This window comes from Nitrospirillum viridazoti CBAmc (assembly GCF_000730165.1).
GTDB lineage: Bacteria > Pseudomonadota > Alphaproteobacteria > Azospirillales > Azospirillaceae > Nitrospirillum > Nitrospirillum viridazoti.
The window spans coordinates 2172488-2195974 of record NZ_CP022110.1 but is presented as its reverse complement, the minus strand read 5'-3'; the positions used below and the strand labels follow the sequence as shown (position 1 = coordinate 2195974).

Genomic DNA, 23487 nt, shown 5'->3' with positions numbered 1-23487 from the left:
ACGGGCCGCGCTGTGGGATAGGTCAACGCTCCTCGACGATGTTGCGGAAAATCTTCAGCCATTCGTCGGCGGTGGCGCGCTTGCGGAAACTGACGACCAGGGGCTGCGGGAAGCGGCGCGTCTTCAGCGTCATTTCGAAATGCTGGTCCTTGGCCTGGTAGCGCCAGGCCGTCAGGTCTCTGGCGGCCAGCAGCACGGGCGGGCGCTTGTCCAGGCCCTTGCCGATCACGGCCACGCGGCCGCGTGCCTCGTCGGCGGCGATGCCGGTGCCCTCATGGGCGTGGCGTTCGGTGATGGTGAAGCCTTCCAGCGCGTCGAAGCGGCGGAAGATTTCGGCTTCGGACGGGCCGCGCGTGGCCAGCCAGGCGACCAGCGCCAGGGCCAGGCCCACCCCCATCACAGCCAGGACGATCAGCAGCAGCATGGGGTAGGGATAGAATGAACGGGCCGGCCCCGCAACCGTGCGCTGCGGGGCGGGCCGCGGTGACGTGATTTACCAGGTGCCGGTGTTGGACATGGAGACCCAAGGCTCCTGCGGGGGCAGGGCGTCGCCGGCCTGCAGCAGCTCGATGGAGATCTGGTCGGGGGAGCGGACGAAGGCCATGTGACCGTCACGCGGGGGGCGATTGATGGTGACGCCCGCGTCCATCAGCCGTTGGCAGGTGGCGTAGATGTCGTCCACGGCGAAGGCCATGTGGCCGAAGTTGCGGCCGCCGGTATAAACCTCCGGATCCCAATTCCAGGTCAACTCCACCTCCGACTCCGGCGAGCCCGGGGCCGCCAGGTAGACCAGGGTGAAACGGCCCTTCTCGTAGTCGCGGCGGCGCACCAGTTCCAGCCCCAGCTTGTTGACGTAGAAGTCCAGCGAGGCGTCCAGGTCGGTGACGCGGACCATGGTGTGCAGGTATTTCATCGGCGCAGTCCCGGGTGATGTCGTGTGGGACCTGGACCTTAGGCCTTTGTCGCAAAAGACGAAAGCCTGCCACTTCCTCCGCCTCACAGACGTCTGGGAATGTTAGCTGTTTCGTAGAAGACGGCGGCGATGATGAGATGAGGGCTGGTGCGATAAGCGATCCAGTAGGGGCCAGCCTTTACCCATGCTTGCCCTGGTCTGGCTAAGTGGGGATAGGGACGTGGCGACGGCAGGCCGGCCTCCGGATTCCGCGCAATCTTTTCCGAGGCCTCTGCCAAGGCTTCAGCGAGCCGCCAGGCCGCTTCATAGCGGTTCAATCGCTCGTAATGCGTGATCAGCCGAGTGACTTGCAGATCGGCTCTTGGAGAGAACGGAATCAACGGGTGAGGGCGGACCTGGGCGATACCGTTGGCTGCTGGCCTGATCGCATGCGGTCCAAGGCAGCTTCAAGCTTGGCCCGGACCTCTTCGCCTGGCACGGAAAGGCCCACCTCGATTTCCGCGTCAGCGGCATCAAGGTCGGCGATCCAGTCTTCCAAGATCAATGTGGTCGGGTCACGCTCAGTCATCATAGGGATAAGATGGCATCGGACTGTGCCGCTGTCGAGGGGGCGGCCCGCTCGGCCACCCCACCGACGCGGCGATTAGTGCCCGGCGTTGCGGATGCGTACCTGGCCGGAGCCGTGCTGGCTGATGGACTGGTTGGTGGCGACGCCGTCCATGGTGAAGTCGCCCGAGCCGGCGATATCCACCGACAGCGGGTCGGCCTTGCCGGCATGGATGGTGACGTTGCCGCTGCCGTGGATTTCGGCCGACACCGCGCCGTTGACCGAGGCCATGTCGACATTGCCGGAGCCGCTGATCTCCAGCGACACCTCGCCATTGGTCTTGCCGGTGCGCACCTTGCCGGAGCCCTTGATCTCCACCGAGACAGCCTTGGCGACGTCGCCCACGGTGATGTTGCCGCTGCCGGTCACGTCCAGGGCGGCCGACTGCACCCGTCCGACCGTGACGGAACCGGAATGCAGATCCTCGATCGCCAGGTCGGCGTTCAGGTCGCCCGCGGTCAGGTCACCGACGAAATCGTCGATCGCCAGGCTGGTGCCGGCGGGCATGGTGACGCTGACCTTCATGAAGTCGCGGTCGCTGTAATGCTCGTGGTGGCGATGCTCCTGCTCCACCTTGGCCTTGTCGCCCTCGCTGTGGAAGGACAGGCGGTTGACCTGATCGTCGTCGCCGGTGGCGGTGACGGTGATCTCCTTGGCGGAGGACGACACCGTGATCTCGACATTGGCCACCAGGCCTTCCAGCTCCAGCGTGCGGCCGTGCAGGGTCTGCGGGCCGATGGTGCCGGCGTAGGCCGGGGCCGCGGTGAAGGCGATGAGTGCGGCGGCCAAGGGGGCGGCGGCCAGCGGCGCCAGGGACAGGGTGGCCAGGCGGTGGGGCATGCGGAACATAAGCGGGGTCTCCCTGACGATTAAGGCGGGAAGCGTCAGCCCCCACTGGTGTCAGGACGGCGCTTCCGGATCGGTCCGGCCCAACGTGCCGGGCCGGTTACGGCCTCTTTCGCAAGAGGTGTGCCAAATGCCGGCGCGGCGCAAACCCTAGGGGGAGATGTTGTTCGCCCAACGCGAACGGCAATTTAATCGTCGTTTGCGCCAGGTGGGTGGCGAATTTTGCCATTATTCCGGGGCGCCGGCCTTGCCGCTGATCAGGTCCACCCACTCCTGTTCGGTCAGGATGGTCAGGCCCAGCTCGCGGGCCTTGGTGGCTTTGGACCCGGCGTCGGCGCCGACGACGACATAGTCGGTCTTGGCGCTGACGGAACCCGCGACCTTGGCGCCGAGGCTCTCGGCCTTGGCCTTGGCCTCGCTGCGGCCCATGGTCTCCAGCGTGCCGGTGAAGACCACGGTCTTGCCCACCACGGGCGACCCGGCGGTGGTGGGCCGCTGGTAGGTTTCCACGGTGATCTGGGCCAGCAAGCGGTCCAGCAGGGCGCGGTTATGCTCCTCCCGGAAGAAGGCCATCATGTCGTCGGCCACGCCCACGCCGATCTGCTCGATGGCGCACAGCTCGGCATAGGCCTCACCCACCAGCTCCGGCTTGCGCTCGGTCGGCTGGACGGCCCTCTCCTCCGCCGCCTTGATCATGGCATCCCGCCAGTGGTCCACCGTCAGGTAATGGCGGGCCAGCAGCTTGGCCGTGGCCTCGCCCACCTGGCGGATGCCCAGGGCGTAGATCAGGCGGTCCAGGCCTATGGTGCGGCGGGCCTCGATGGCGGCGAACAGCTTCTCCACCGACTTCTTGCCGAAGCCGGTCATGGTGACGATGCGGTCCAGCCGTTCACTTTCCCGCTTTTCCAGGGTGAAGATGTCGGCCGGCTCGCGGATGCGCTCCTGGCTGTGGAACAGGCGCATGCGCTCGATGCCCAGGCCCTCGATGTCGAAGGCCAGGCGGCTGGTGAAGTGGATCAGGCGTTCCACCGCCTGGGCCGGGCAGATCAGGCCGCCGGTGCAGCGTCGCACCACGCCGTCCGGCTCAGCCACCGTTTCCTCGGGGGCGGGCGCTTCCGCACCCTCCACGGCGGTGCCGTCATCCGGGGTGCCGCTTTCCACCGCCACCACTTCTGCCGCCGCGTCCGCCTTCTCGGCGGTGGAGCGCACGGCCAGGCTGCCGCAGGCGGGGCAGTGGGTGGGGAATTCGAAAGGATGGCTGTCGGCGGGGCGCAGGGCGGGGACGATGCCCACGATCTGGGGGATCACGTCGCCGGCGCGCTGGACGATGACGGTGTCGCCCACCCGCACGTCCTTGCGGCGGATCTCATCCTCATTATGCAGGGTGGCGCGCGAGACGACCACGCCGCCCACGGTGATGGGTTCCAGCTCCGCCACCGGGGTCAAGGCGCCGGTGCGTCCCACCTGGATGCTGATGGCCTTCAGCAGGGTCTGCGCCTTCTCCGCCGGGTATTTGTGGGCGGTGGCCCAGCGCGGTGTGCGGGTGCGGAAGCCCAGGCGTTCCTGCAGATCCAGCCGGTCCACCTTGTAGACCACGCCGTCGATGTCGAAGGGCAGGGTGGCGCGCTGGCCGCCGATCCAGCGGTAATAGTCCAGCAGCTCGTCGGCCGTGCGGCACAGGCGCGACGGCTCGCTGATGGTGAAGCCCAGCTCGGCCAGGCGCTGGCGGCTTTCCGACTGGGTGGCGCCCAGCGGTTCCGACAGCTCCCCCCAGGTATAGGCGAAGAAGCGCAGGGGCCGGTCCGCCGTGATGCTGGCGTCCAGCTGGCGAAGGCTGCCGGCGGCGGCGTTGCGCGGGTTGGCGAAGACCTTCTCGCCCTTCTCCGCCTGCGCCTTGTTCAGCGCCAGGAAATCCTCGCGCCGCATATAGACCTCGCCCCGCACTTCCAGGATCGCCGGGGCCCTTTTTCCGGAAACTGAGCCCGTCAGCGTGTTGGGGATGTCGTCGATGGTGCGCACGTTGGCGGTGACGTCCTCGCCCTCCGCCCCGTCGCCGCGCGTGGCGGCTTGCACCAGCTGGCCGTCCTCATAGCGGATGGACAGGGACAGGCCGTCGATCTTGGGCTCGGCCACGAAATCCAGGGGTGCTTCCTCGTCCAGTACCAGGAAGCGGCGGATGCTGGCCACGAAGTCGGTGACGTCCTCATCCTCGAAGGCGTTGCCCAGCGACAGCATGGGCACCTTGTGCCTCACCTTGCCGAAGCCGGCGGCGGGGGCGGCCCCCACCGTGGCCGTGGGACTGTGGGCGCCGGCCAGTTCGGGGAAGCGCTGCTCGATGGCTGCCAGCCGCCGCTCCAGGGCGTCGTAGTCGGCGTCGGAAATTTCCGGCGCGTCCTTTTGGTAATAGAGGGTGCGGTGGTGGCCGATCTCCGCCACCAGCTGGGCGTGTTCCGCCCGGGCATCCTCTAGGGTCAGGGCGTCGATGGCTTGCTTGGCGGCCATGGCAGTACTCGGGATGAAAGGCGGAAGGGGACGGCGCCGGCTCAGCCGGCGGCCATCAGTTCGGACGCGGCGGCGCGGGCGGCGGCGGTGATCTCGGCGCCCGACAGCATGCGGGCGATCTCTTCCCGCCGCTCCTCCGGCGACAGGATGACCACGTCGGTGGTGGTTTTGCCGGCGGCAACGCGCTTGCGCACGTTCAGGTGCTGCTGGCCGCGTGCCGCCACCTGCGGGCTGTGCGTCACCACCAGAACCTGCAGGCCGGCGCCCAAACGGGCCAGGCGTTCACCCACGGCATTGGCCACGGCACCGCCGATGCCGGTGTCGACCTCGTCGAACACCAGGGTGGGCACGGTGCCCACCTGGGCCAGGATCACCTTCAGCGCCAACATGAAGCGGGCGAGTTCGCCGCCGGACGCGATCTTGGCCAGCGGGCCCGGCGGGGCGCCGGGATTGGTGGCGACGGTGAAGGCCACACGGTCGCTGCCCCCGGGGCCCCACTCGGCCTCTCCCACCGGCTCCACCGCGGTGACGAAGCGCGCCTTCTCCAGCTTCAGGGGGGCCAGCTCTGCCATCACGGCCCGGTCCAGCTTGCCGGCCACCCGGCGCCGCTCCTCCGTCAGGGACGACGCGGCGGTGGCGTAGGCCTGCTTCGCCTCGGCGGCGTCCTTGGCCAGGCGGGTCAGCAGATCGCCCTGGTCCTCGATCAGCGACAGGCGGCGGGCGAAGTCGGCGCGCAGGGTGGCAAGGCCGCTCACGCCGATGCCGTGCTTGCGGGCGCAGGCGCGCAGGGCGAACAGCCGCTCTTCCAGCTTTTCCAGGCTGGCGCCGTCATGGTCCATGTCGCCGGCCATGACCTGCAGGGTGCGCGCGGCCTCCCCGATCTCGGCGGCGGCCTGGTCCAGGACGGCGATCAGCGGGTCCAACTGGCCGGCGGCCTTGTCGGCCACGCGGGTCAGGTGGCGCAGGGCGTTGGCGATGGCGCGCTCGGCCCCGCGCTCGCCGGAGATTTCGCCGGCCGCCCCCGTCAGTGCCTCAACCAGCTTTTCCCGGTGCATCATGACGGCGCGCTTTTCCGCCAGCGCCTCTTCCTCGTTGTCCTTGGGATCCAGCGCGTCCAGTTCGGACAGCGCATGGCGGACGTATTCCTCTTCCTCGCGCGCGCGGGCGGCCTCGCGGTCCGCATCGGCGCGGGCCGCCTCCGCCGCCTGCCAGGCGCGGTAAAGGCCGGACAAGTGCGCGCGCTTGGGCGCCAGACCGGCGTAGTCGTCCAGCAGGTCGCGGTGGGTCAGGGGGTTCAGCAGGCCGTGGGTGTCGAATTGGCCGTGCACTTCCACCAGTGTCTCACCCACGCGGCGCAGCAGGGCCACGCCCACCGGCTGGTCGTTGATGAAGGCGCGGGAGCGGCCATCGGCGGTGACGGTGCGGCGCAGGACCAGGGTGGTGTCGGCATCCAGGTCCTGCTCGCGCAGCAGGGCCAGGGCGGGGTGGTCCAATCCCCCACTGGCCCCGCGCGCGGCCAGATCGAACTCGGCCACCACCGTCGCCTGGTCGGCGCCGTGGCGCACCAGGCCGCTGTCGCCCCGGCCACCCAGGGCCAAGCCCAGCGCGTCCAGCAGGATGGACTTGCCGGCGCCGGTCTCACCGGTGAGCACGCACAAGCCTTGGCCGAACGACAGGTTCAGCCGTTCGATCAGGACCACGTCACGGATCGAGAGGGACGCCAGCATGGCAACTCACCCGGTTTTGCGAGCCTTGGGGACGATACTCTTCAGACGGCGCTCTTTAGACGACAAGGGCCCCGGACTGGTCTGTCGCCGATCCGGAGCCCCGCTGTCGGGATATGATTTTTCTAGGACTTAATCGCCGAAAAGCCAACCCAAGAAGCCACGGTCCTTGCTTTCCTGGCGGGGCTTCTCGCCCTTGTCGTCGGCCTTCTGGTCCGTCGTCTTCTGGTCCGGCGCCTTCAGGTCGGCCGGCTTGTCCCCAGCCGGTGCCGTCTGGCCCTCGGGGGCCGCGACCGGCGCGCCGGCGCGGGGGCCGGCCGCCGGGGTGGCCGTCGGCGTGTCGGCGGGCTGAGCCGTCAGGTTGACAGGGATGACGCGCGGTTTGGGCAGGTCCTTCACCAGGTCGTAGGTGTTCTGGTACCAGTCGCTGCCCGGGTAGTTGTAGCCCAGCACGGCGGCGGCCTTGCGCGCCTCATCCAGCATGCCCAGCGACAGGTAGACCTCCACCAGGCGGTGCAGGGCCTCCGGCACGTGGCTGGTGCTCTGGTACTGATCCACCACCTGGCGGAAACGCTTCATGGCGGCCAGGTTCAGGCCCACGCTCTGGTAATAGCGCCCGATGTCCATCTCCTTACCCGCCAGATGGTCGCGGGTCAGGTCGATCTTCAGCTTGGCGTCGCGGGCGTAGGGGCTGGTGGGGAAGCGGCGGATCACCTCTTCCAGGGCCTTCAGCGACTGCACGGTCGGGGTCTGGTCGCGCCGCACGTCGGAGATCTGCTCATAATAGCAGAGGCCCTTCAGGTAATAGGCGTAGGCGACGTTGGGGTTGCCGGGGTGCAGGCTGATGAAGCGGTCCAGCGAGCCGATGGCCTCTTCATACTTGTTGGCCTGGTAATAGGCGTAGGCGGCCATCAGCTCGGCGCGCATGGCCCAGGTGGAATAGGGGTGCTGCTGTTCCACGGCGCCGAACAGCAGGGCCGCCTTCTGGTATTCGCCGCGATCGATGGCGTTGCCGGCTTCGGAGTAGATCTGCTCCACCGGGCGTTCGATGTAGGGCGCCTCCTTCTCATCGCTGGAGCAAGCCGCGACCGCGAACAGCGCCAGGGGGGCGGCGAGCGGGACCAGGCGGCGGAGGCGACGGGGCGACAAGGCAATGCGAGGGAAGGACAAGGGCATCTTCTCGGAGCGGAATAGGCGGCGGGATGCGCGACGGCGTGTTATAGCACGGGTCAACCGCCCGTCGCCAAGCGGCACATTGTCGGCCTGACAGCGAAATTTCTCTAAAACCGGCCCCGCCGGGAACCTCGGCCCCCAGCGCGCCTATCCTACACGGGTGTATAGGATGGGGGCTGGCGGGGCATTTTTGCATCGACACCCGACCGCGTTCGGGGTGGATGTACGGCAGGGCAACCGCTAGATACTTTATTAAGTCGCCTTTCCAGGACACTCTATACACCGCCATGCTCGACAAGACGGCCAAGCTCAGCATCACGGAATTCAACTTCGCGCATCCGGCGTTGTGCTTGCCCAATTCCTTTTTCACGCTCAGCCATGGCGAGCCGGTGCTGCAGATCGACCTGGGCGATGCCCGGGGCGCCATTCCCCTGCGGCAGGTGGCGCAGATGTTCACCATCTCTCCGGAAAGCGGTGACGGCCAACTGCTGGGCATGATCGCGCAGAGCCTGCGCTTCGTGCGCATCATCCGTAATGGGGATCGCATCCCGTCGGAAATCGTGGACGGAACGGCCTCCTGGACCATCGAGTCCCGCCACCGCGACCTGGCCTTCATCAAGATCGGCGGCTCGCTGCTGAAGGCCATCGCCGGCGCCCGCGCCGACGCGACCGCCGCCCTGGATGAGAGCGAGGAGGCCAAGCGCCGCATGCGCGAGCAGGCGGCCGAGATTGCCGCCCTGGTCGGCGTCGCCGCCGAGCGCAAGCAGGAAGTGGTGGACAGGGTGGAGGTGCTGGCCAACGAGTTGGCCTTCCTGGAGGCGCTGCGGGAGTATTTCAAGCCGGTGTTCGACATCGGCCGCAAGCTGCGCGAGATGCAGAAGCTGGCGCGCGGCGATCGCGAGCTGGACCACCAGTTGCGCCGCATCCAGTCGCTGCTGAAGGTGCCGGTGGAAAAGTACCGCGCCTGGTTCGATGAGGTTGAGGCCGGCACCGGCGAGGCCGTGGCGGCGCTGAAGCAGTTCGAGGGCACGGTCGCCATGCTGCGCCGGCATCGGGACAACCTGCATTTCGAAACCCTGGCCTGGGAGGATCTTCCCCAGCGCTGGAAGACCCTGGACCCGGCCAAGGATGAGGCGATGCTGGAGATTGGCCGCCTCTATCGTTTCCTGGCGTCGCGCTATCTTGACACCAAGGTATGGTTCGGCGGCTGACGGCTGTCGCCGCGGCCCGCTGTCCGGCGATGAACGGTTCCGCCTGTCCGCAAACGGACAGTGGGCGATTCCGGACGCTGAAATGGTAGTCATATTCGCCAAATGTGGCGAATGCGGCCAATTAGTGGCGCCGCCTGGTCAACGACCTATAAACCCTTAACCAAGAACGACCGAATTCCGCGGCTTTCGGCGGTTGGCACACCCCTTGCTGATAAGGCAGGCATCAGCCAACCACCCTCCGATGGAGATCAAGATGTCGTCCTTCAATGCCGCGCCCCGCACCGCTTCCTTCCGCTTCTTCAAGTATCTGCCCAGCACCGAGATGGTTGAAACCGTTGCCATGCTGGCCGTGGCGCTGGTGATCAGCGTCAGCGTCAACACGATGCTTTGAACCGACCATATCGCACGAAGGGATACGAAAATCATGACCACCCGGACCGTCACCGCCGCCCGCAGCACTGAGACCGCCAGCCTGGCCGACCGCCTCGCCGCCATCCTGCCCCGTGCCGCCGCCGTGGTCGAAACCGCCGGTATGCTGGCCGTCGCCGCCGTCATCGCGCTGTGCATCAACGCCATGCTGTAAAGCCTGGCAGGACTACGCGCGCCGCCCCGTGCGTCACAAAGGGGGCGGCGCTGGCCGGATCGCCGGCACAACCGAAAAGGCCTTCTTCCCGCGCGGGGAAGAGGGCCTTTCGCTTTTGGGGTCGCTGGTGCGGATCGTAATGAGTGTCCGTAAATGAACAGTGTTCGGTGGCGAACAAAGTGGTGTCGCGTATTTTGGCAATAAATTGCAAATGCCGCCATTTAATGGCGATGACGCCGTCATTGGCCAATGAGTTCCAGCATAAGTCATTGAAATCCATAGATTCATATGTATTGGCACGCCCCTTGCTCTTATGGGGACATCGCCAAACACCGATCCTGATGGAGATGACAATGACCGCCTACGCCACCGCCAGCCGCACCGCTTCTTTCCGCTTCTTCAAGGGCTTGCCCAGCATTGACGCCATCGAGACCGTCGCCATGACGGCTGTGGCCCTGCTGATCGCCGCCAGCATCAATGCCATGCTCTAAGCCGGCACCATTCAATCGCTGCCGTCTGACCAGCGGCCGTCCATAAGAGAAGGGGATAGCAATCATGACCACCGTTACCGCCAGCCGGCCCGCCACCCGCCGCACCGCCACCGCCGGCCTGATGGCCCGCCTGACCAGCCTGGTCGAGGCTGCCGGCATGCTGGCCGTCGCCGGTGCCATGGCCCTGTGCATCAACGCCATGCTGTGACATCGCTGATTGGAACGCGCGCCCCGCTGTGATGGGCGCGCCGGCCGGGGTTCCGGCGCAATCGAAAAGGCCTTCTTTCCAGACGGGAAGAGGGCCTTTCGCTTTGTGCGCCAGGCATGGCGCGAGGTGCGTAAGCACCGAGAGCCGGGTTGGTAACCGGCTTGTGACTTGGAGGTTGAAGTCCTCTACGGGCCCTGGTGATGGGAACCGTTAGCCGAACAGCAAGGGCGTCACCGCGAGGTGGTGTCTGGAGGAAGCTGTAAGCAAAGTGCCGGCCTGACGAACAGGAACCGCATATGAGGCGTCCGCATCCGGGCGAGGGTGCAAAGGCCCCCGAAGCCCGATATCACCCGGAGGGTGCGGGCGTAGATGCGGCGGGTATATGGCATGGAGGTCACGCGTCTTACCCTGGGAGGTCTGCCGTCCTGCCTCTGGCGACAGGTGTGCTACCGGCGTCGCGAGGCGCCGGGATGGGGTGGCAGAAGTCAGCAGAAGCCGTAGTAGCCGGCGTACCGGGTCGGTGAAGGGCTGAACCTGTCATGCGAAGCAGAGCCGCTTTTCTGCTCGCCCTGAGCAGATGCCCCGCAAGGGGGCCTGAAGCTGGAAGTAGCGGACGGAATCCGCGAGGTAAGGCTGGGCGCTTATAGGGCGGCAGGCACTGGGGACCACAACGCAGAGGATGACAGGAACCGCCGTATACGGAACCGTACGTACGGTGGTGTGGGAGGGGGAGGCCGTGAGGCCTCTCCCTACCCGATTCTTGGCGTTCCGTGTTGTTGGGCTATACATGTCGCCTGTTCTTTTCCTCGCCCGCCCGCCTGTTGGTAGGGCGGCCGGCTTCCAATTGGCCAGGGGCGTGGGTGTCCGGGAGTGGACGGTTGCGGGTGTCCGGAAATGGACAGTGTCCGCCAACGCACAAGATGGAATCACCTATTTAAACACTAAATCGTCATTACGGCCAAATTCTGGTGGTGTGATGGCGCGGCGGTGGTGCGTGAAGGCCCGCACCCCAGGATTTCCGCCATTTTGATGAGTTGGCACGGCCCTTGCTCTTATAGGGACATCACCGACCAACGATCCTGATGGAGAAAGAAATGACCGCCTTCGCCGCTTCCAGCCGCACCGCTTCCTTCCGCTTTTTCAAGGTGTTGCCCGACACCGCCGCCGTCGAGGGCGTGGCCATGATGGCCGTGGCCCTGCTGATCGCCGCCAGCATCAACGCCATGCTGTAAGCCGAACCCAAACCTCACGCGCTTCCCATCAACGACCATCGCCCGACCAGCGATCATCATACCCAAGGGGATTAAGATCATGACCACCGTCACCGCCAACCAGACCGCCGCTACCGTCACCACCGGTTTTGCCGCTCGCCTGTCCGCCTTCGTCGAGGCTGCCGGCATGCTGTCCGTCGCCGCCGTCATGGCCCTGTGCATCAACGCCATGCTGTGATGCCTGAGATCATCTGCGCGCCCTGCCGTGATGGGGCGCGCCGGCCGGGTTCCGGCATAAACGAAAAGGCCTTCTTCCCGTGGGAAGAGGGCCTTTCGCTTTTGGGACATTACGTATCCGGGCCGCCGTAGTGAGCTTCTTCAAAAATCCAGATGCCCCGGTCCTCGCCCTCCATCATCAGGGCGTAGGCGGCATGCGCATCTGTGGCTGGGGGAATATCGACGATGTATCCCCGCCCACCGACCTCGCCTTCAAAGGTGCAGCCCAGCGCCTGGATGGCTTGCCAATGACGCAGGAAGTCCTGAATCGTCGTCTTCTGGGCCAGGCGAATGCGATAGGTGGAATGGCCCTGGCGGGCATGGACGCGCCGGAATAGCAGCAGGCCATCCTCCGGCTGAGCGACGACGATGTCCTGATAGCTCAGGCCATAGGCGCTGCCCGGGGAGTTCTCCAGGACGTAGAGATCGCCACCCAAAGGCGTGGCCCAGACATGCTCCATGGCGACGCCGTGCCCGTCGGTCGGGTCGGTGGGAATGGTGAGCTTGATCATGGAGCGCTTGGTATTCATCACGGCGGTTCCCGCGCGGCCTTTGGGATCAAGCAGCTTACCCGTGACAGCGCTCGGCGCCCCGCCTTAAACCGTACGTCAGCGGACAGGTGGGTGATGTACGCAAACGGACAGTGTCGCTGTCGCGCAGTATAAAATCGCCTATTTTAATACTAAATCGCCATTGCGGCCGAATTCTGGCGGCGTGATGGCGCGGCGGCGGTGCGTGAAGGCCTAGGTTCCAGGATTTCCGCCATTTTGATGAGTTGGCACGGCCCTTGCTCTTATAGGGACATCACCGACCAACGATCCTGATGGAGAGAGAAATGACCGCCTTCGCCGCTGCCAGCCGCACCGCTTCCTTCCGCTTTTTCAAGGTGTTGCCCGACACCGCCGTTGTCGAGGGCGTGGCCATGATGGCCGTGGCCCTGCTGATCGCCGCCAGCATCAACGCCATGCTGTAAGCCGACCCGGACCTCACGCGCTTCCATCAACGACCATCGCCCGACCAGCGATCATCATTCAGAAGGGGATTAAGATCATGACCACCGTTACCGCCACCGAAACCGCCGTCACCACCGGTTTTGCCGCGCGCCTGTCCGCTTTCGTCGAGGCCGCCGGCATGCTGTCCGTCGCCGCCGTCATGGCTCTGTGCATCAACGCCATGCTGTGAGGCGCCGATACTGTCCAGACCAGACCTGACGGCCGGGTTTCCCGGCCGGAAACGGAAAAGGCCTTCTTCCCGGATGGGGAAGAAGGCCTTTTCGTTTGAGGCTCAGTGATTGGTGTTGTGTTTGGTTTTTGGTGCTTGTTGGCCGGACGGACGGCGGCGTGGTTCGTCTATTCAGTGTCGGGTATTCGAGTATCAGGCGGTGGCCAGCAGCGGCTGCTCCCAGGCCGGGACGAAGGCGGCGTCCATCTCCTCGACGATCTCATAGGCGGAGGCGTCGGCGAACAGGGCGTGCAGCAGCTTGTTGTTCAGCGCGTGGCCGGAGCGGATGCCGGAGTAGTGGCCGACGATGGCGTAGCCCGCCATGTACAGGTCGCCCACGGCGTCCAGGATCTTGTGGCGCACGAACTCGTCATCGAAGCGCAGGCCGCCCTCGTTCAGGACGCGGTCGCCATCGATGACGATGGCGTTGTCCATGGAGCCGCCCCGGGCCAGGCCGGCACGGCGCAGCATGTCCACTTCCTGCAGGAAGCCGAAGGTGCGGGCCTCGGCCACCTCATCCTTGAAGCTGTCGGCTTCCAGGCGGACGAACCCTTCCTGGCGGCGGACGGCGGCGCTGGCGAAGTCGATCTCGAACGCGAAGCTGGAGCCGGAGGCCGGGGTCAGGGTGGCGACCTTCTCGCCCTCCACCACCGACACGGGGCGCAGCACGCGGATGACGCGGCGCGCGGCTTCCTGCTGGGTGATGCCGGCGCACTCGATCAGGAAAACGAAGGGGGCGGCGCTGCCGTCCATGATGGGAACCTCGGCCCCGTCCAGGTCGATGAACAGGTTGTCGATGCCACAGCCGCGCAGGGCGGACATGACATGCTCAACCGTGCCCACCGTGGCGCCGGTGGCGTTGGCGATCACCGTGCACAGGCGGGTATCAACCACCGCATCCCAACGGGCCGGCACGGCCGCCTGGGCTTCAGTGGCGCCACCGCGCAACAGATCCACGCGGCGGAAGACGATACCGGTGTTCACCGGCGCCGGGCGCATCGTCATGGCAACGGGCAGGCCGGAATGCAGGCCGACGCCGGTGCAATTGATGGGGGCCTTCAGCGTCTGCTGGCGGGCGGTGGTGATGGGTTCACGATCGGCGTACACGGTTCCAACTTCCTTATTCGGCCGTGATACGGTCGGGCCGGGGCCTTTCCTGCATCACGTACGCCCCAGGGTTATATCCACTGGGGACTTTGCGTTCGGACGGGGGGAGGCGGGCGGGGCGGTCCAACCGTGACCACCTCAATCGCGATGTGCGAGCCTACCATCCACGTCCGGCGACCGGTCCGGCTTGCGGTCGAATGAACGACCCTGCCGCCTTGCCGCCTTGGGCTGTAACGCTGGCCCCGGTGTTTAACCGCGTGTTGCGGTGCATCCAAAGCCGAACGTCACGCTGCCTAAGTAACAACGTAGGCGCCAGGCTTCAAATCACTCTTTGTTACCGAATGTTACGTGAAGCCATGCGTATCTACTTGAGCACAAATGCAAATTCGCCTTTTTTCCGCCGCAAATGAAAAGGGCCGCTTTCCGGTGGGAAGCGGCCCTTCACATGATGCAATGCAGTGACGTCAGTCACACGCGTGCCGGCAATTCGACACCGTCAGTTCGCCTGGCGGCGCAGGAACGCCGGGATGTCCAACGAGCTGTCCTCACCCGGGGCGCGGCCCAGGCCGGGCTCCTGATGCACGGCCGGCTGCTGGCGGGGGGCCGCCTGCGGGGCCGGGGCATGCTGCTGCGCCGGCTGCGGATGCTGAACCTGCGGCGCATGCTGCTGCGGGGCGTAATGCGCGGCGGGGGCGGGCTGGCGCGGCGCCGGCTGCGGGTGCTGGACCTGCGGGGCCGGGGCCGGCTCATCGCCGCCGAAACCGAACATGCGCTGGAAGATACCCTTCTTGCGCGGCTCCGCCTGCGGCGGGCTGTAGCGCTCGGGGTTGGGCGCGCCCAGGCGCGGACCGGCATCGGCGGGACGCGGCGGGATGAAGCCGGCGCCGCTGCGCTCACCCCGCAGGGCGCCGGGGGCGGGGGCGCGCATCGGCACCTCCGTCCGCGGGGCCGGCTGCTCGGCCACCGGCTCCGGCGCCATCTCGGCGGCCGGGGCCATCACCGGGGCAGGGGCCGGCTCGGCTGCCGGGGTGAAGGGCGCCGGGGCGGGAACGGCCATCTGCGGCGCGGCCTGCGCCATCTGCGCCGCCGCCATGGGGGCCGGGACCGCCGGGGCGGCAGCCGTCGGCGCCACCGGCGCGGGGGTCAGGGCGGCGTGGTAGCTGGCGCCGGCCGGGCGCACGGGGGTGCTCACCGAGGGCGTGGCCGCCGGGGCGGGCGCACGGCGCACGGCGCTGGTGCTGACCACCGACAGCTGCGGGGCGGCCGGCTGCTGGCGCGGCTGCTGGCCGGCCAGGGTCTCGATGCCCGTCGCCACCACGGAGACGCGCATCTTACCGTCCAGCTGGGCGTCGAAGGTGGAGCCGAAGATGATGTTGGCGTCGGGATCGACTTCGTCGCGGATGCGATTGGCCGCCTCGTCCACCTCGAACAGGGTCATGTCGTAGCCGCCGGTGATGTTGATCAGGACGCCGCGGGCGCCCTTCATCGACACGTCGTCCAGCAGCGGGTTGCTGATGGCGGCCTCGGCGGCCTCCACGGCCCGGCGCTCGCCGGTGGCCTCGCCCGTGCCCATCATGGCCTTGCCCATCTCCGTCATCACGGTGCGGATGTCGGCGAAGTCCAGGTTGATCAGGCCGGGCATGACCATCAGGTCGGTCACGCCGCGCACGCCGGAGTGCAGCACGTCGTCGGCCATCTTGAAGGCGTCGGCGAACGTGGTCTTCTCATTCGCCACCCGGAACAGGTTCTGGTTGGGAATGATGATCAGCGTGTCGACATAGCCGGCCAGCTCATTGATGCCGGCCTCGGCGATGCGCATGCGGTGCGCGCCCTCGAAGTGGAAGGGCTTGGTCACCACGCCCACGGTCAGGATGCCCTGTTCCCGCGCGGCGCGCGCGATCACCGGGGCGGCACCCGTGCCCGTGCCACCGCCCATGCCGGCGGTGATGAAGCACATGTTGGTGCCTTCCAGGTAGGAGAGGATCTCCTCCAGCTGCTCCTCGGCGGCGGCGCGGCCCACGTCGGGGCGCGAGCCGGCGCCCAGGCCGCGGGTGATGGTGCTGCCCAGCTGCAGGCGCTTGGTCGCCTCGCTGCCGGTCAACGCCTGCGCGTCGGTGTTGGCGACCACGAACTCCACCCCTTCCAGGTTGGAGCGGATCATGTTGTTGACGGCGTTGCCGCCGGCGCCGCCGACACCGAACACGGTGATGCGCGGGCGGGTCAGCACTTCCACCGGCGGAATGGTGACTTTGATGGTCATGGCGTTGTCCCCTCTGCGGAGCGTCCGGAATACGGTGCGGTTAGGTCTTGGGTCGGGTTCGTCGGTCTTCGGCCGGGACATCGCGTTCGCGATGGCGGGGGCCTGAATCTCTTGAGGGCGGTTGCCGGGGTCATAAATTGTCCCTCAGCCAGTTGCCCATGCGGCCCAGCCAGCCGCTGCCGCTGGCCTCCATCAGGGGGGCCAGGGCCGGGGCCTCGGCATGTTGCTGAACGGCGTAGGCCAGCAGGCCCGCGGCGGCGGAGAAGGCGGGGCCGCCCACGGACTCCGCCAGACCGCCGATACGCAAGGGGCGGCCCAGCCGCACCTGCTTGTCCAGCACCTGCTGCGCCAGCTCGCGCATGCCGGGGAGCTGGCTGGCGCCGCCGGTCAGCACCACGCGGCGGCCGGCCAGCTTGGCGAAGCCCGAGGCGTCCAGGCGGCCGCGCACGAACTCGAACACTTCCTCCAGCCGGGGCTGGATGATGCCGACCAGCAGGGACTTCGGCACGTGGTGTGCCTGGGCCCGGTCCTCTTCCCCGATCTGCGGCACGTCGATGATCTCGCGCTCGTCCGACGGGGCGGGCAGGGCGCTGCCGTACAGGGTCTTCAACCGCTCGGCATGGGCCAGCGGCGTGGTCAGGCCGCGGGCGATGTCGCTGGTGACGTGGCTGCCGCCGATCGGCACGCTGTCCGTCCACACCATCTTGCCGTCGAAGAAGACGGAGATGCTGGTGGTGCCGCCGCCCATGTCGATCAGGGTGACGCCCAGGTCCATCTCATCCTCCACCAGGCAGGACAGGCCCGCGGCGAAGGGGGACATGACGAAGCCTTCCACGCCCAGGTGGCAGCGGCCGACGCAGGAATTCAGATTGCGCACCGGGCCGGCGGCGGCCGTGACCACGTGCAGGCGCACGCCCAGCCGCTCCCCCACCATGCCGCGCGGGTCGCGGATGCCGCTGGACCCATCCACCGTGTAGCCCACGGGGATGGAATGGATCAGCTCCGCATCCGCCGAGACGTTCAGGTTGCGGGCATGGGCCAAGGCGCGGCGCAGGTCGTGGTCGGTGATCTCGGAACCGGAGATGCCCGTTTCCACCGTCAGGGTCTGGCTTTCCGGCTGGCCGCCCGACAGGCCCACCAGCACCTCGCGGATCTGCTCGCCCGCCATGGTCTCGGCCGCATGCACCGCCGTGCCGATGGCGGTCTCTGCCGCCTCCATGTCCACGATGGCGCCGGCGCGCACGCCGCGTGACACTTGGTGGCCGATGCCGACCACACGGATGGAGCCGGGTTCCTCCACCCGGGCGATGAAGCACACGACCTTGCTGCTGCCTACGTCCAGGGCCGCGATGGTTCCGCCGCGCGCCACGCGCTTGGGCTTGGACCGGCCGGTTACGGTGAATGCCATGGTCTGGTCCGCCTCAGTTCTTTTTCGCCGCCGCCTGGCGCTTCTTGTCCGCGGCCTTCGCCGCCGCCTTGGCCGCCAGGGCGGCGGGCGAGGATTGGACAACAAGCCGGTCGGGCACGCGCAGGTCGATGGCGACCACGTCGCGCTCTAAAATCTTATCCGATGCCTCAAGCGCGGCCAGCTGGTGCACGGCCGCCTCGAAATTCATTTCCGGCAGACGCACTTCCAGGCCGCCCTTCAGGTGCAGATCCCAGCGGCGGGCGCCCACCAGCACGGCGGCGTCGACGCGGGACTGGATGGTGGGCTCGGACGCCAGCGCCGCCAGCAGGGCGCGGCCCTGCTTGGGCGCGCCATCGCCCACCAGGATGGGCAGGTTGGGGAAGTGGTCCAGGTTATGGTCGGTCAACACCGTGCCCTCGGCATCCACCAGGGCCAGCTTCTGCTCGTGCTGCCAGATGGCCATGGGCTGGCGTTCCGTCAGCACGACGAACAGGGTGTCGGGCAGGCGCCGCTCGATGCGGGCGCTGGCGATCCAGGGGATCTGCTCCAGCTGCTTGCGCGCCGCGTGCGGGTCGAAGCCCAGGATGGGCGACCCGCGCTCCACCCCCAGGGCCGCCAGCACCTGGGCGCCATCGGTTTCCTTGCGGCCCTTGACCAGCACCTCCTGTACCTGCAGGCCGCCGCGTGCGGTCACGTCCAGGAAGGCGGCGTCCACCGCGTTGCCGGCCGCGGCCAGCTTGCCGCTGGCCCATCCCCAAAGCACAAGGCCGCCGACCAGGGCCAGCGGCACGATGACGGTGGCCCGGCGGCCCAGGAACTGCTGCCAGCGCGGCACGGCGCGGCGGCGGTTGGCGGCCTGGGCGGCCTTCTGCGTCGTCCGCCGCGTCTCGTATGCGATGCGGCTGCGCGGGCTGTCGCCCTCGGGGAACAACCCGGGGCTGGAGGGATGGGTCACCCGTGGCATGCCGCGTGCTCCACAATCCAGCCGCACAGGTCGGCGTAGCTGAGGCCAACGTAGGCCGCCTGTTCCGGCAGCAGCGACAGGGGCGTGAAGCCCGGCTGGGTGTTGGTCTCCAGGAAGCAGAGGCCGGTGACGCCGGGCTTGCCGTCGTCCCAGCGGAAGTCACTGCGGCTGACGCCGCTGCAGCCCAGGGTCTGGTGGGCCAGCAGGGCCAGGCGCTTGGCTTCCTCCGCCACCTCTGCCGGGATCTGGGCCGGGCAGACGTGGACGGCGTGGCCCTCGGTGTATTTGGCCGTGTAGTCGAAGAACTCGGTGCTGGCCACGATCTCGGTCACGGTCAAGGCGCGATCGCCTACCACGCCCACGGTCAGCTCGCGGCCGGGGATGAACTTCTCCACCATGACGGTGTCGCCATAGACCCAGTGCTCTGCCTCGATGGCGGGGCCGTTGTGGCCGGCGCGCACGATGCGCACGCCGACGCTGGAGCCCTCGTCCACCGGCTTGATGACGTAGGGCGGTTCCATGACATGGCCGGCCAGCACTGCCTCGCGGGTGGCGATGACGTCCTGGGCGATGGGCATGCCCACCGTGCCCAGCACGCGCTTGGTCATGGCCTTGTCCATGGCGACGGCGGAGGCCATGACGCCGGAATGGGTGTAAGGCACACCCAGATATTCCAGCACGCCCTGGATCATGCCGTCCTCGCCGCCCCGGCCGTGCAGGGCGTTGAAAATCACGTCGGGCTTGGGCGTCAGCGCCGCCAGCAGGCCGGCCAGGTCGCGCTGCACATCCACGGCGCGCACGACATAACCCTTGGATTCCAAGGCGGTGACGATGGACGCGCCGCTGACAAGCGACACCTCGCGCTCGGCAGACCACCCGCCCATCAGGACGGTGACATGCTTAGGCTGGTGACCACTCATCAAACGGCTCCCTATCGGCTGAGGCGGTTCAGCCAGGCGACACAATCCCTAGAGGATAGCCCACCTTTGCAGAACCGCTGGGAAACGCAACATTTTGTGAGTTTCTTGGCGCCTCTTTTTGAAAACCGCTAGCTATAGCGTTGAAATGTCCAGGCCGGTGCAACCGGGGTATAACTACCCGTAGTCCTTCCCTATGTCCTCCGGACGGGTCGAAAATCGACTCGGCCTTTAGCGATTGCCGCACCCGCTCAGGACTGATTCGCGGGCGGCTCAACCCTTGTCCAAAGGCACCCCGATGCGGCGTATTTCCCAGCGCAGGGTGATGCCCGAAGTCTCCAGAACGCGGCGCCGCACTTCCTCGCCTAGGGCCTCGATATCAGCCGCGGTGGCGTCGCCCAGGTTCAGCATGAAATTGGCGTGCTTTTCCGACATCTGGGCGCCGCCGACCACCAGGCCGCGGCAGCCGGCCCTATCCACCAGGGCCCAGGCCTTCTCGCCAGCTGGGTTGGCGAAGGTGGAGCCGCCGGTGCGGGCGCGCACCGGCTGGCTGGCGGCCCGGGCGGCCGCAATCTCGTCCATGCGGGCCTGGATGGCGGCCTTGTCGCCGGCCGTCCCGCGCAGGGCGGCGGTGGTGAAGATCACGTCCTCGGGCACGCCGCAGTGGCGGTAGGTCAGGTGCAGGTCGTCGCGGCTGTAGACACGGCGGCGGCCCTGGCGGTCGATGCCCACCGCCGTCTCGATCACGTCCACCGTCTCCCCGCCATAGGCGCCGCCGTTCATACGGATGGCGCCGCCGATGGTGCCCGGGATGCCGGACAGGAACTCCAGCCCCGACAGGCCGGCGGCTTGCGCCGTCTGCGCCACGGTCAGGTCCAGGGCGCCGGCGCCGGCGTGGACCAGTTTATCCTCGACGGAGACCTGGGCGAAGCTGCCGCCCAGGCGGATGACCACGCCGCGCACGCCGCCGTCGCGGACCAGCAGGTTGCTGGCGACACCGATGACGGTGACCGGCACGTCGGCCGGGCAGCTGGCCAGGAATTGGGCCAGGTCGTCCTCGTCCGCCGGGCGGAACAGCACATCGGCCGGGCCGCCCACGCGGAACCAGGTCAGGGGGCCCAGCGGGGCGTCGGGCGTCAGGCGGCCGCGCACGGCCGGCAGGCGGCGCAGCAGGGCAGTGCCCCGGCTGTCCATCCCGTCCGTCGTGCGTAGCTCCGCCATCATGTCAGCCCTGGCTCCCCGGAATGGAGGTGCCGAACAGCCGGTCCAACTCCGCCGGCAGGGCGTTGGCCCAGGTGGTGATGCTGCCGGCGCCCAGGCAGACCACCAGGTCGCCGGGCCGCGCCATGTCGCGGATCATGGACGGCAGCGCCTCGGGCGAGGGCAGGGGCAGGGCGTGGCGGTGGCCGTGGGTGCGCAGGCCGTCGACCAGCGCCTCCTTGGCGACGCCGGGGATGGGCGTCTCACCGGCGGCATAGACGTCGGCGACGATAACGGCGTCGGCGTCGTTGAAGCAGGTGCAGAATTCCTCGAACAGGCTCTGCAGCCGGGTGTAGCGGTGGGGCTGGACCACGGCGATGGTGCGGCCGTTGCCGGCGGTGCGCGCCGCACTCAGCACGGCCGCGATCTCCACGGGGTGATGGCCGTAATCGTCAATGACGGTGATGCCGTTGCTCTCGCCCGTCTTGGTGAAGCGGCGCTTCACACCACTGAACTTGGCCAAGCTCTGGCGGATGCTGTCGTCGTTGATGCCCATGTTCAGGGCGACGGCGATGGCGGCCAGCGAGTTCTGGACGTTATGCAGGCCGTACATGGGCAGGTGCAGGCCGGTGATGGTCCGCTCCTCCCCCGCCACGCGGTCGGAGACGACGACGTCGTAGAAGGCGCCCTGCACCGTGGTCTGCAGGTTGGTGGCGCGCAGGTCGGCCTGAGGGTTGAAGCCATAGGTGACGATGCGACGGTCCACCCGGCTGATCAGGGCCTGCACCTCGGGATGGTCGATGCACAGCGCCGCGAAGCCGTAGAACGGGATGTTCTGTACGAACTGGTCGAAGGCCTCACGGGCCTTGTCGAAGGTGCCGTAGAAATCCAGGTGCTCGGGATCGATGTTGGTGACGACGGCGATGGTGGACGGCAGCTTGGTGAAGGTGCCGTCGCTCTCATCCGCCTCGACCACCATCCAGTCGCCGGAGCCCAGCTTGGCGTTGGTGCCGAGCGCATTGATGATGCCGCCGTTGATGATGGTGGGGTCGAAGCCGGCGCCGTCCAGCAGGGCCGACACCAGCGAGGTGGTGGTGGTTTTCCCATGCGTGCCGGCGATAGCCACCGACCACTTCAGGCGCATCAGTTCCGCCAGCATCTCGGCGCGCCGCACCACGGGGATCAGCGCCGCGCGGGCGGCCATGACCTCGGGGTTGTCGCGCTTCACGGCGGAGGAGATGCAGACGACGGCGGCGTCGCCCAAATTCTCCGCCCGCTGGCCGATGGACACGGGAATGCCCAGGTCGCGCAGGCGCTTGACGTTGTAATTGTCGGCCAGGTCGCTGCCCTGGACGGAATAGCCCAGGTTATGCAGCACCTCGGCGATGCCGGACATGCCGATGCCGCCGATGCCCACGAAATGAATGGTGCCGATGGACAGGGGCATCGCCCTCATTGGCCGTCTCCGCTGCGATAGGGGGAATGCGCGCGGGTCCAGCCCGCGGCGGCGGGACCATAGGCGAAGGGCGGCACCCTGGGGAAGCCTGTCTTACGAGGGGTGCTCATGCGGCGGCCCTCCCGCCCCGGGCGACGTCCAGCACCGCGTCGGCCAGACGCTCGGCCGCATCCGGAATGGCGAAGGAGCGGGAACCGGCGGCCGCCAGGACCAGCGGCGCCGGGTCGTCCAGGAAGGCGGCCAGGCGGTGGGCCAGGGCCTCGGCCGTGAATTGGGCATGCGGCATCAGCCAGGCGCCGCCGGCCTCGACCAGGGCCTTGGCGTTGGCGGTCTGGTGGTCGTCCATGGCCTGGGGGTAGGGCACCAGGATGGCGGGACGGCCGGCAACGGCCAATTCCGCCACCGTTCCGGCACCGGAACGACAAATGGCCAGGTGGCAGGCGTCCAGGCGGCCGGCCATATCGCGGAAGAAGGGGGCCAGTTCCACGTCAACGCCCAGGCCGGCGTACCCCTCCCGCGCCTGCTCCATGGTCTCCGGCCGGGCCTGCTGCCTGATGCTCAGGCGCAGGCGATGCTCCGGCGACAGGCGGGCGACGGCGGCGGGCAGGATGGTGCTGAAGACGGAGGCGCCCTGGCTGCCCCCCGTCACCAGGACGGACAGGGTGCTGGTGGGGGCCGTGTAGGGCCGGCTGGCCAGGTCCAGGATGGCCGGGCGCACGGGGTTGCCGGTGCGCACGCTGGCGACGTGGCGGGGCAGGCCGCTGACCTGGGGGAAGGAGGTGGCGATCAGCCGCGCGCCGCCGGCCAGCATCTTATTGGCCCGGCCCATCACGGCGTTCTGCTCATGCAGCACCACGGGGATGCCCAGGCGCTGGGCCGCGAACACGGTGGGGACGGAGGGGTAGCCGCCGAAGCCCACCACGACGGTTGGCTTCAAATCCTTCAGAATACAGCGGGCCTGCAGGGCGCCGGCCAACAGGGACAAGGCCGTGCGCGCCTTGGACACCAGTCCCCGGCCGGGCGTGCCGGCGCTGACCCGGTGCACCGGGATGTCGGACAGCCCCTCGCCGAAGGCATGGCCGCGCGTGTCGGTCACCAGCACGACGGGCAGGCCCCGGGCGCGCAGGGTGCGGGCCAGCGCCTCCGCCGGGAACAGGTGGCCGCCGGTGCCGCCGGCCGCCAGGACGATCGGGCCCATGGGGGAAGCGG

26 protein-coding genes are annotated in these 23487 nt (G+C 67.8%); 9 read left to right on the top strand and 17 right to left on the bottom strand.

Going from position 1 to position 23487, the window contains the following annotated elements:
- Positions 1 to 22 precede the first annotated feature (22 nt).
- The 7 genes from Y958_RS10100 to Y958_RS10070 form a co-directional block, all read right to left on the bottom strand.
- Positions 23 to 424, bottom strand: a complete 402-nt coding sequence (locus tag Y958_RS10100) for a hypothetical protein (protein ID WP_088871878.1) — start codon at positions 422 to 424, stop codon at positions 23 to 25.
- Between the two features lie 69 nt (positions 425 to 493).
- Entirely contained in the window at positions 494 to 913 is a 420-nt protein-coding gene (locus tag Y958_RS10095; RefSeq protein ID WP_088871877.1) for a VOC family protein, read from the bottom strand.
- 83 nt (positions 914 to 996) lie between these two features.
- A complete protein-coding gene (locus Y958_RS33005; RefSeq protein WP_425600675.1) occupies positions 997 to 1230 on the bottom strand; it encodes a type II toxin-antitoxin system RelE/ParE family toxin in 234 nt (77 codons plus the stop codon).
- A gap of 326 nt (positions 1231 to 1556) precedes the next feature.
- Entirely contained in the window at positions 1557 to 2369 is an 813-nt protein-coding gene (locus tag Y958_RS10085) for a GIN domain-containing protein (protein ID WP_088871875.1), read from the bottom strand.
- A 225-nt stretch (positions 2370 to 2594) separates the two neighbouring features.
- The gene (gene ligA, locus Y958_RS10080) at positions 2595 to 4868 is read right to left on the bottom strand and encodes an NAD-dependent DNA ligase LigA (RefSeq protein WP_088871874.1); all 2274 of its coding nucleotides are present in this window, start codon (positions 4866 to 4868) and stop codon (positions 2595 to 2597) included.
- Positions 4869 to 4909: 41 nt separating this feature from the next.
- Positions 4910 to 6595: a DNA repair protein RecN gene (gene recN / locus Y958_RS10075; RefSeq protein WP_088871873.1), complete on the bottom strand. Its 1686-nt coding sequence runs from the start codon at positions 6593 to 6595 to the stop codon at positions 4910 to 4912.
- A gap of 129 nt (positions 6596 to 6724) precedes the next feature.
- Positions 6725 to 7762, bottom strand: a complete 1038-nt coding sequence (locus Y958_RS10070) for an outer membrane protein assembly factor BamD (RefSeq protein ID WP_338038956.1) — start codon at positions 7760 to 7762, stop codon at positions 6725 to 6727.
- A gap of 290 nt (positions 7763 to 8052) precedes the next feature.
- Here Y958_RS10070 and Y958_RS10065 point away from each other — a divergent pair, with 290 nt between their 5' ends.
- The 3 genes from Y958_RS10065 (at position 8053) to Y958_RS31930 (ending at position 9559) form a co-directional block, all read left to right on the top strand.
- Positions 8053 to 8976, top strand: a complete 924-nt coding sequence (locus tag Y958_RS10065) for a hypothetical protein (protein WP_040846606.1) — start codon at positions 8053 to 8055, stop codon at positions 8974 to 8976.
- A gap of 253 nt (positions 8977 to 9229) precedes the next feature.
- On the top strand, positions 9230 to 9367 hold the full coding sequence (locus tag Y958_RS31935) for a hypothetical protein (protein WP_157999494.1): 138 nt from the start codon (positions 9230 to 9232) through the stop codon (positions 9365 to 9367).
- Positions 9368 to 9400: 33 nt separating this feature from the next.
- Positions 9401 to 9559 carry a hypothetical protein gene (locus Y958_RS31930; protein WP_157999495.1) on the top strand — a complete coding sequence of 53 codons (159 nt, stop codon included), beginning with the start codon at positions 9401 to 9403 and terminating at the stop codon, positions 9557 to 9559.
- On the opposite strand, the gene Y958_RS31320 is transcribed toward Y958_RS31930, so the two are convergent.
- Positions 9543 to 9839 carry a hypothetical protein gene (locus Y958_RS31320; RefSeq protein ID WP_145727968.1) on the bottom strand — a complete coding sequence of 99 codons (297 nt, stop codon included), beginning with the start codon at positions 9837 to 9839 and terminating at the stop codon, positions 9543 to 9545. The two genes, Y958_RS31930 and Y958_RS31320, sit on opposite strands and share 17 nt — an antisense overlap.
- A gap of 73 nt (positions 9840 to 9912) precedes the next feature.
- Between Y958_RS31320 and Y958_RS31925 the strand changes: the two genes are divergently transcribed.
- From Y958_RS31925 to Y958_RS31910, 4 genes are all read left to right on the top strand, one after another.
- A complete protein-coding gene (locus Y958_RS31925; protein WP_186291148.1) occupies positions 9913 to 10050 on the top strand; it encodes a hypothetical protein in 138 nt (45 codons plus the stop codon).
- Between the two features lie 64 nt (positions 10051 to 10114).
- Entirely contained in the window at positions 10115 to 10258 is a 144-nt protein-coding gene (locus Y958_RS31920) for a hypothetical protein (RefSeq protein WP_186291147.1), read from the top strand.
- A 1094-nt stretch (positions 10259 to 11352) separates the two neighbouring features.
- On the top strand, positions 11353 to 11490 hold the full coding sequence (locus Y958_RS31915) for a hypothetical protein (protein ID WP_186291146.1): 138 nt from the start codon (positions 11353 to 11355) through the stop codon (positions 11488 to 11490).
- A gap of 79 nt (positions 11491 to 11569) precedes the next feature.
- Positions 11570 to 11707, top strand: coding sequence for a hypothetical protein (locus tag Y958_RS31910; RefSeq protein WP_186291145.1), 138 nt, complete (start codon positions 11570 to 11572; stop codon positions 11705 to 11707).
- A 109-nt stretch (positions 11708 to 11816) separates the two neighbouring features.
- Here the strand turns inward: Y958_RS31910 and Y958_RS10055 are convergent, their stop codons facing one another.
- Positions 11817 to 12275 (bottom strand): DUF4265 domain-containing protein, encoded by a 459-nt coding sequence (locus tag Y958_RS10055; protein WP_088871871.1) that lies wholly within the window; start codon positions 12273 to 12275, stop codon positions 11817 to 11819.
- Positions 12276 to 12580: 305 nt separating this feature from the next.
- Between Y958_RS10055 and Y958_RS31905 the strand changes: the two genes are divergently transcribed.
- Entirely contained in the window at positions 12581 to 12718 is a 138-nt protein-coding gene (locus tag Y958_RS31905) for a hypothetical protein (RefSeq protein WP_186291144.1), read from the top strand.
- Between the two features lie 77 nt (positions 12719 to 12795).
- Positions 12796 to 12927: a hypothetical protein gene (locus Y958_RS32775; protein WP_276328575.1), complete on the top strand. Its 132-nt coding sequence runs from the start codon at positions 12796 to 12798 to the stop codon at positions 12925 to 12927.
- A gap of 192 nt (positions 12928 to 13119) precedes the next feature.
- On the opposite strand, the gene lpxC is transcribed toward Y958_RS32775, so the two are convergent.
- The 8 genes from lpxC to murG form a co-directional block, all read right to left on the bottom strand.
- Positions 13120 to 14073 carry a UDP-3-O-acyl-N-acetylglucosamine deacetylase gene (gene lpxC, locus Y958_RS10050; RefSeq protein ID WP_088871870.1) on the bottom strand — a complete coding sequence of 318 codons (954 nt, stop codon included), beginning with the start codon at positions 14071 to 14073 and terminating at the stop codon, positions 13120 to 13122.
- Between the two features lie 496 nt (positions 14074 to 14569).
- Positions 14570 to 16333, bottom strand: a complete 1764-nt coding sequence (gene ftsZ / locus Y958_RS10045) for a cell division protein FtsZ (protein WP_088871869.1) — start codon at positions 16331 to 16333, stop codon at positions 14570 to 14572.
- Positions 16334 to 16463: 130 nt separating this feature from the next.
- Positions 16464 to 17741, bottom strand: a complete 1278-nt coding sequence (gene ftsA / locus Y958_RS10040) for a cell division protein FtsA (protein ID WP_088871868.1) — start codon at positions 17739 to 17741, stop codon at positions 16464 to 16466.
- 13 nt (positions 17742 to 17754) lie between these two features.
- Entirely contained in the window at positions 17755 to 18705 is a 951-nt protein-coding gene (locus Y958_RS10035; RefSeq protein WP_088871867.1) for a cell division protein FtsQ/DivIB, read from the bottom strand.
- Positions 18693 to 19625, bottom strand: a complete 933-nt coding sequence (locus tag Y958_RS10030) for a D-alanine--D-alanine ligase (RefSeq protein ID WP_088871866.1) — start codon at positions 19623 to 19625, stop codon at positions 18693 to 18695. The genes Y958_RS10035 and Y958_RS10030 overlap by 13 nt, the downstream gene beginning before the upstream one ends.
- Before the next feature lie 270 nt (positions 19626 to 19895).
- Positions 19896 to 20846, bottom strand: a complete 951-nt coding sequence (murB, locus tag Y958_RS10025) for a UDP-N-acetylmuramate dehydrogenase (RefSeq protein ID WP_244909257.1) — start codon at positions 20844 to 20846, stop codon at positions 19896 to 19898.
- Position 20847: 1 nt separating this feature from the next.
- Positions 20848 to 22278 carry a UDP-N-acetylmuramate--L-alanine ligase gene (gene murC / locus Y958_RS10020; protein ID WP_088871864.1) on the bottom strand — a complete coding sequence of 477 codons (1431 nt, stop codon included), beginning with the start codon at positions 22276 to 22278 and terminating at the stop codon, positions 20848 to 20850.
- A gap of 106 nt (positions 22279 to 22384) precedes the next feature.
- Positions 22385 to 23476: an undecaprenyldiphospho-muramoylpentapeptide beta-N-acetylglucosaminyltransferase gene (gene murG, locus Y958_RS10015; protein ID WP_088871863.1), complete on the bottom strand. Its 1092-nt coding sequence runs from the start codon at positions 23474 to 23476 to the stop codon at positions 22385 to 22387.
- Between the last annotated feature and the right edge of the window lie 11 nt (positions 23477 to 23487).

Excerpts from the sequence above, each read along its gene's own strand:
- Y958_RS10100 (WP_088871878.1), bottom strand. The coding sequence starts at position 424 with ATGCTGCTGCTGATCGTCCTGGCTGTGATGGGGGTGGGCCTGGCCCTG.
- Y958_RS10095 (WP_088871877.1), bottom strand. The coding sequence starts at position 913 with ATGAAATACCTGCACACCATGGTCCGCGTCACCGACCTGGACGCCTCG.
- Y958_RS10085 (WP_088871875.1), bottom strand. The coding sequence starts at position 2,369 with ATGTTCCGCATGCCCCACCGCCTGGCCACCCTGTCCCTGGCGCCGCTG.
- ligA (WP_088871874.1), bottom strand. The coding sequence starts at position 4,868 with ATGGCCGCCAAGCAAGCCATCGACGCCCTGACCCTAGAGGATGCCCGG.
- recN (WP_088871873.1), bottom strand. The coding sequence starts at position 6,595 with ATGCTGGCGTCCCTCTCGATCCGTGACGTGGTCCTGATCGAACGGCTG.
- Y958_RS10065 (WP_040846606.1), top strand. The coding sequence starts at position 8,053 with ATGCTCGACAAGACGGCCAAGCTCAGCATCACGGAATTCAACTTCGCG.
- Y958_RS31935 (WP_157999494.1), top strand. The coding sequence starts at position 9,230 with ATGTCGTCCTTCAATGCCGCGCCCCGCACCGCTTCCTTCCGCTTCTTC.
- Y958_RS31930 (WP_157999495.1), top strand. The coding sequence starts at position 9,401 with ATGACCACCCGGACCGTCACCGCCGCCCGCAGCACTGAGACCGCCAGC.
- Y958_RS31320 (WP_145727968.1), bottom strand. The coding sequence starts at position 9,839 with ATGGATTTCAATGACTTATGCTGGAACTCATTGGCCAATGACGGCGTC.
- Y958_RS31925 (WP_186291148.1), top strand. The coding sequence starts at position 9,913 with ATGACCGCCTACGCCACCGCCAGCCGCACCGCTTCTTTCCGCTTCTTC.
- Y958_RS31920 (WP_186291147.1), top strand. The coding sequence starts at position 10,115 with ATGACCACCGTTACCGCCAGCCGGCCCGCCACCCGCCGCACCGCCACC.
- Y958_RS31915 (WP_186291146.1), top strand. The coding sequence starts at position 11,353 with ATGACCGCCTTCGCCGCTTCCAGCCGCACCGCTTCCTTCCGCTTTTTC.
- Y958_RS31910 (WP_186291145.1), top strand. The coding sequence starts at position 11,570 with ATGACCACCGTCACCGCCAACCAGACCGCCGCTACCGTCACCACCGGT.
- Y958_RS10055 (WP_088871871.1), bottom strand. The coding sequence starts at position 12,275 with ATGAATACCAAGCGCTCCATGATCAAGCTCACCATTCCCACCGACCCG.
- Y958_RS31905 (WP_186291144.1), top strand. The coding sequence starts at position 12,581 with ATGACCGCCTTCGCCGCTGCCAGCCGCACCGCTTCCTTCCGCTTTTTC.
- Y958_RS32775 (WP_276328575.1), top strand. The coding sequence starts at position 12,796 with ATGACCACCGTTACCGCCACCGAAACCGCCGTCACCACCGGTTTTGCC.
- ftsZ (WP_088871869.1), bottom strand. The coding sequence starts at position 16,333 with ATGACCATCAAAGTCACCATTCCGCCGGTGGAAGTGCTGACCCGCCCG.
- ftsA (WP_088871868.1), bottom strand. The coding sequence starts at position 17,741 with ATGGCATTCACCGTAACCGGCCGGTCCAAGCCCAAGCGCGTGGCGCGC.
- Y958_RS10035 (WP_088871867.1), bottom strand. The coding sequence starts at position 18,705 with ATGCCACGGGTGACCCATCCCTCCAGCCCCGGGTTGTTCCCCGAGGGC.
- Y958_RS10030 (WP_088871866.1), bottom strand. The coding sequence starts at position 19,625 with ATGAGTGGTCACCAGCCTAAGCATGTCACCGTCCTGATGGGCGGGTGG.
- murB (WP_244909257.1), bottom strand. The coding sequence starts at position 20,846 with ATGATGGCGGAGCTACGCACGACGGACGGGATGGACAGCCGGGGCACT.
- murC (WP_088871864.1), bottom strand. The coding sequence starts at position 22,278 with ATGAGGGCGATGCCCCTGTCCATCGGCACCATTCATTTCGTGGGCATC.
- murG (WP_088871863.1), bottom strand. The coding sequence starts at position 23,476 with ATGGGCCCGATCGTCCTGGCGGCCGGCGGCACCGGCGGCCACCTGTTC.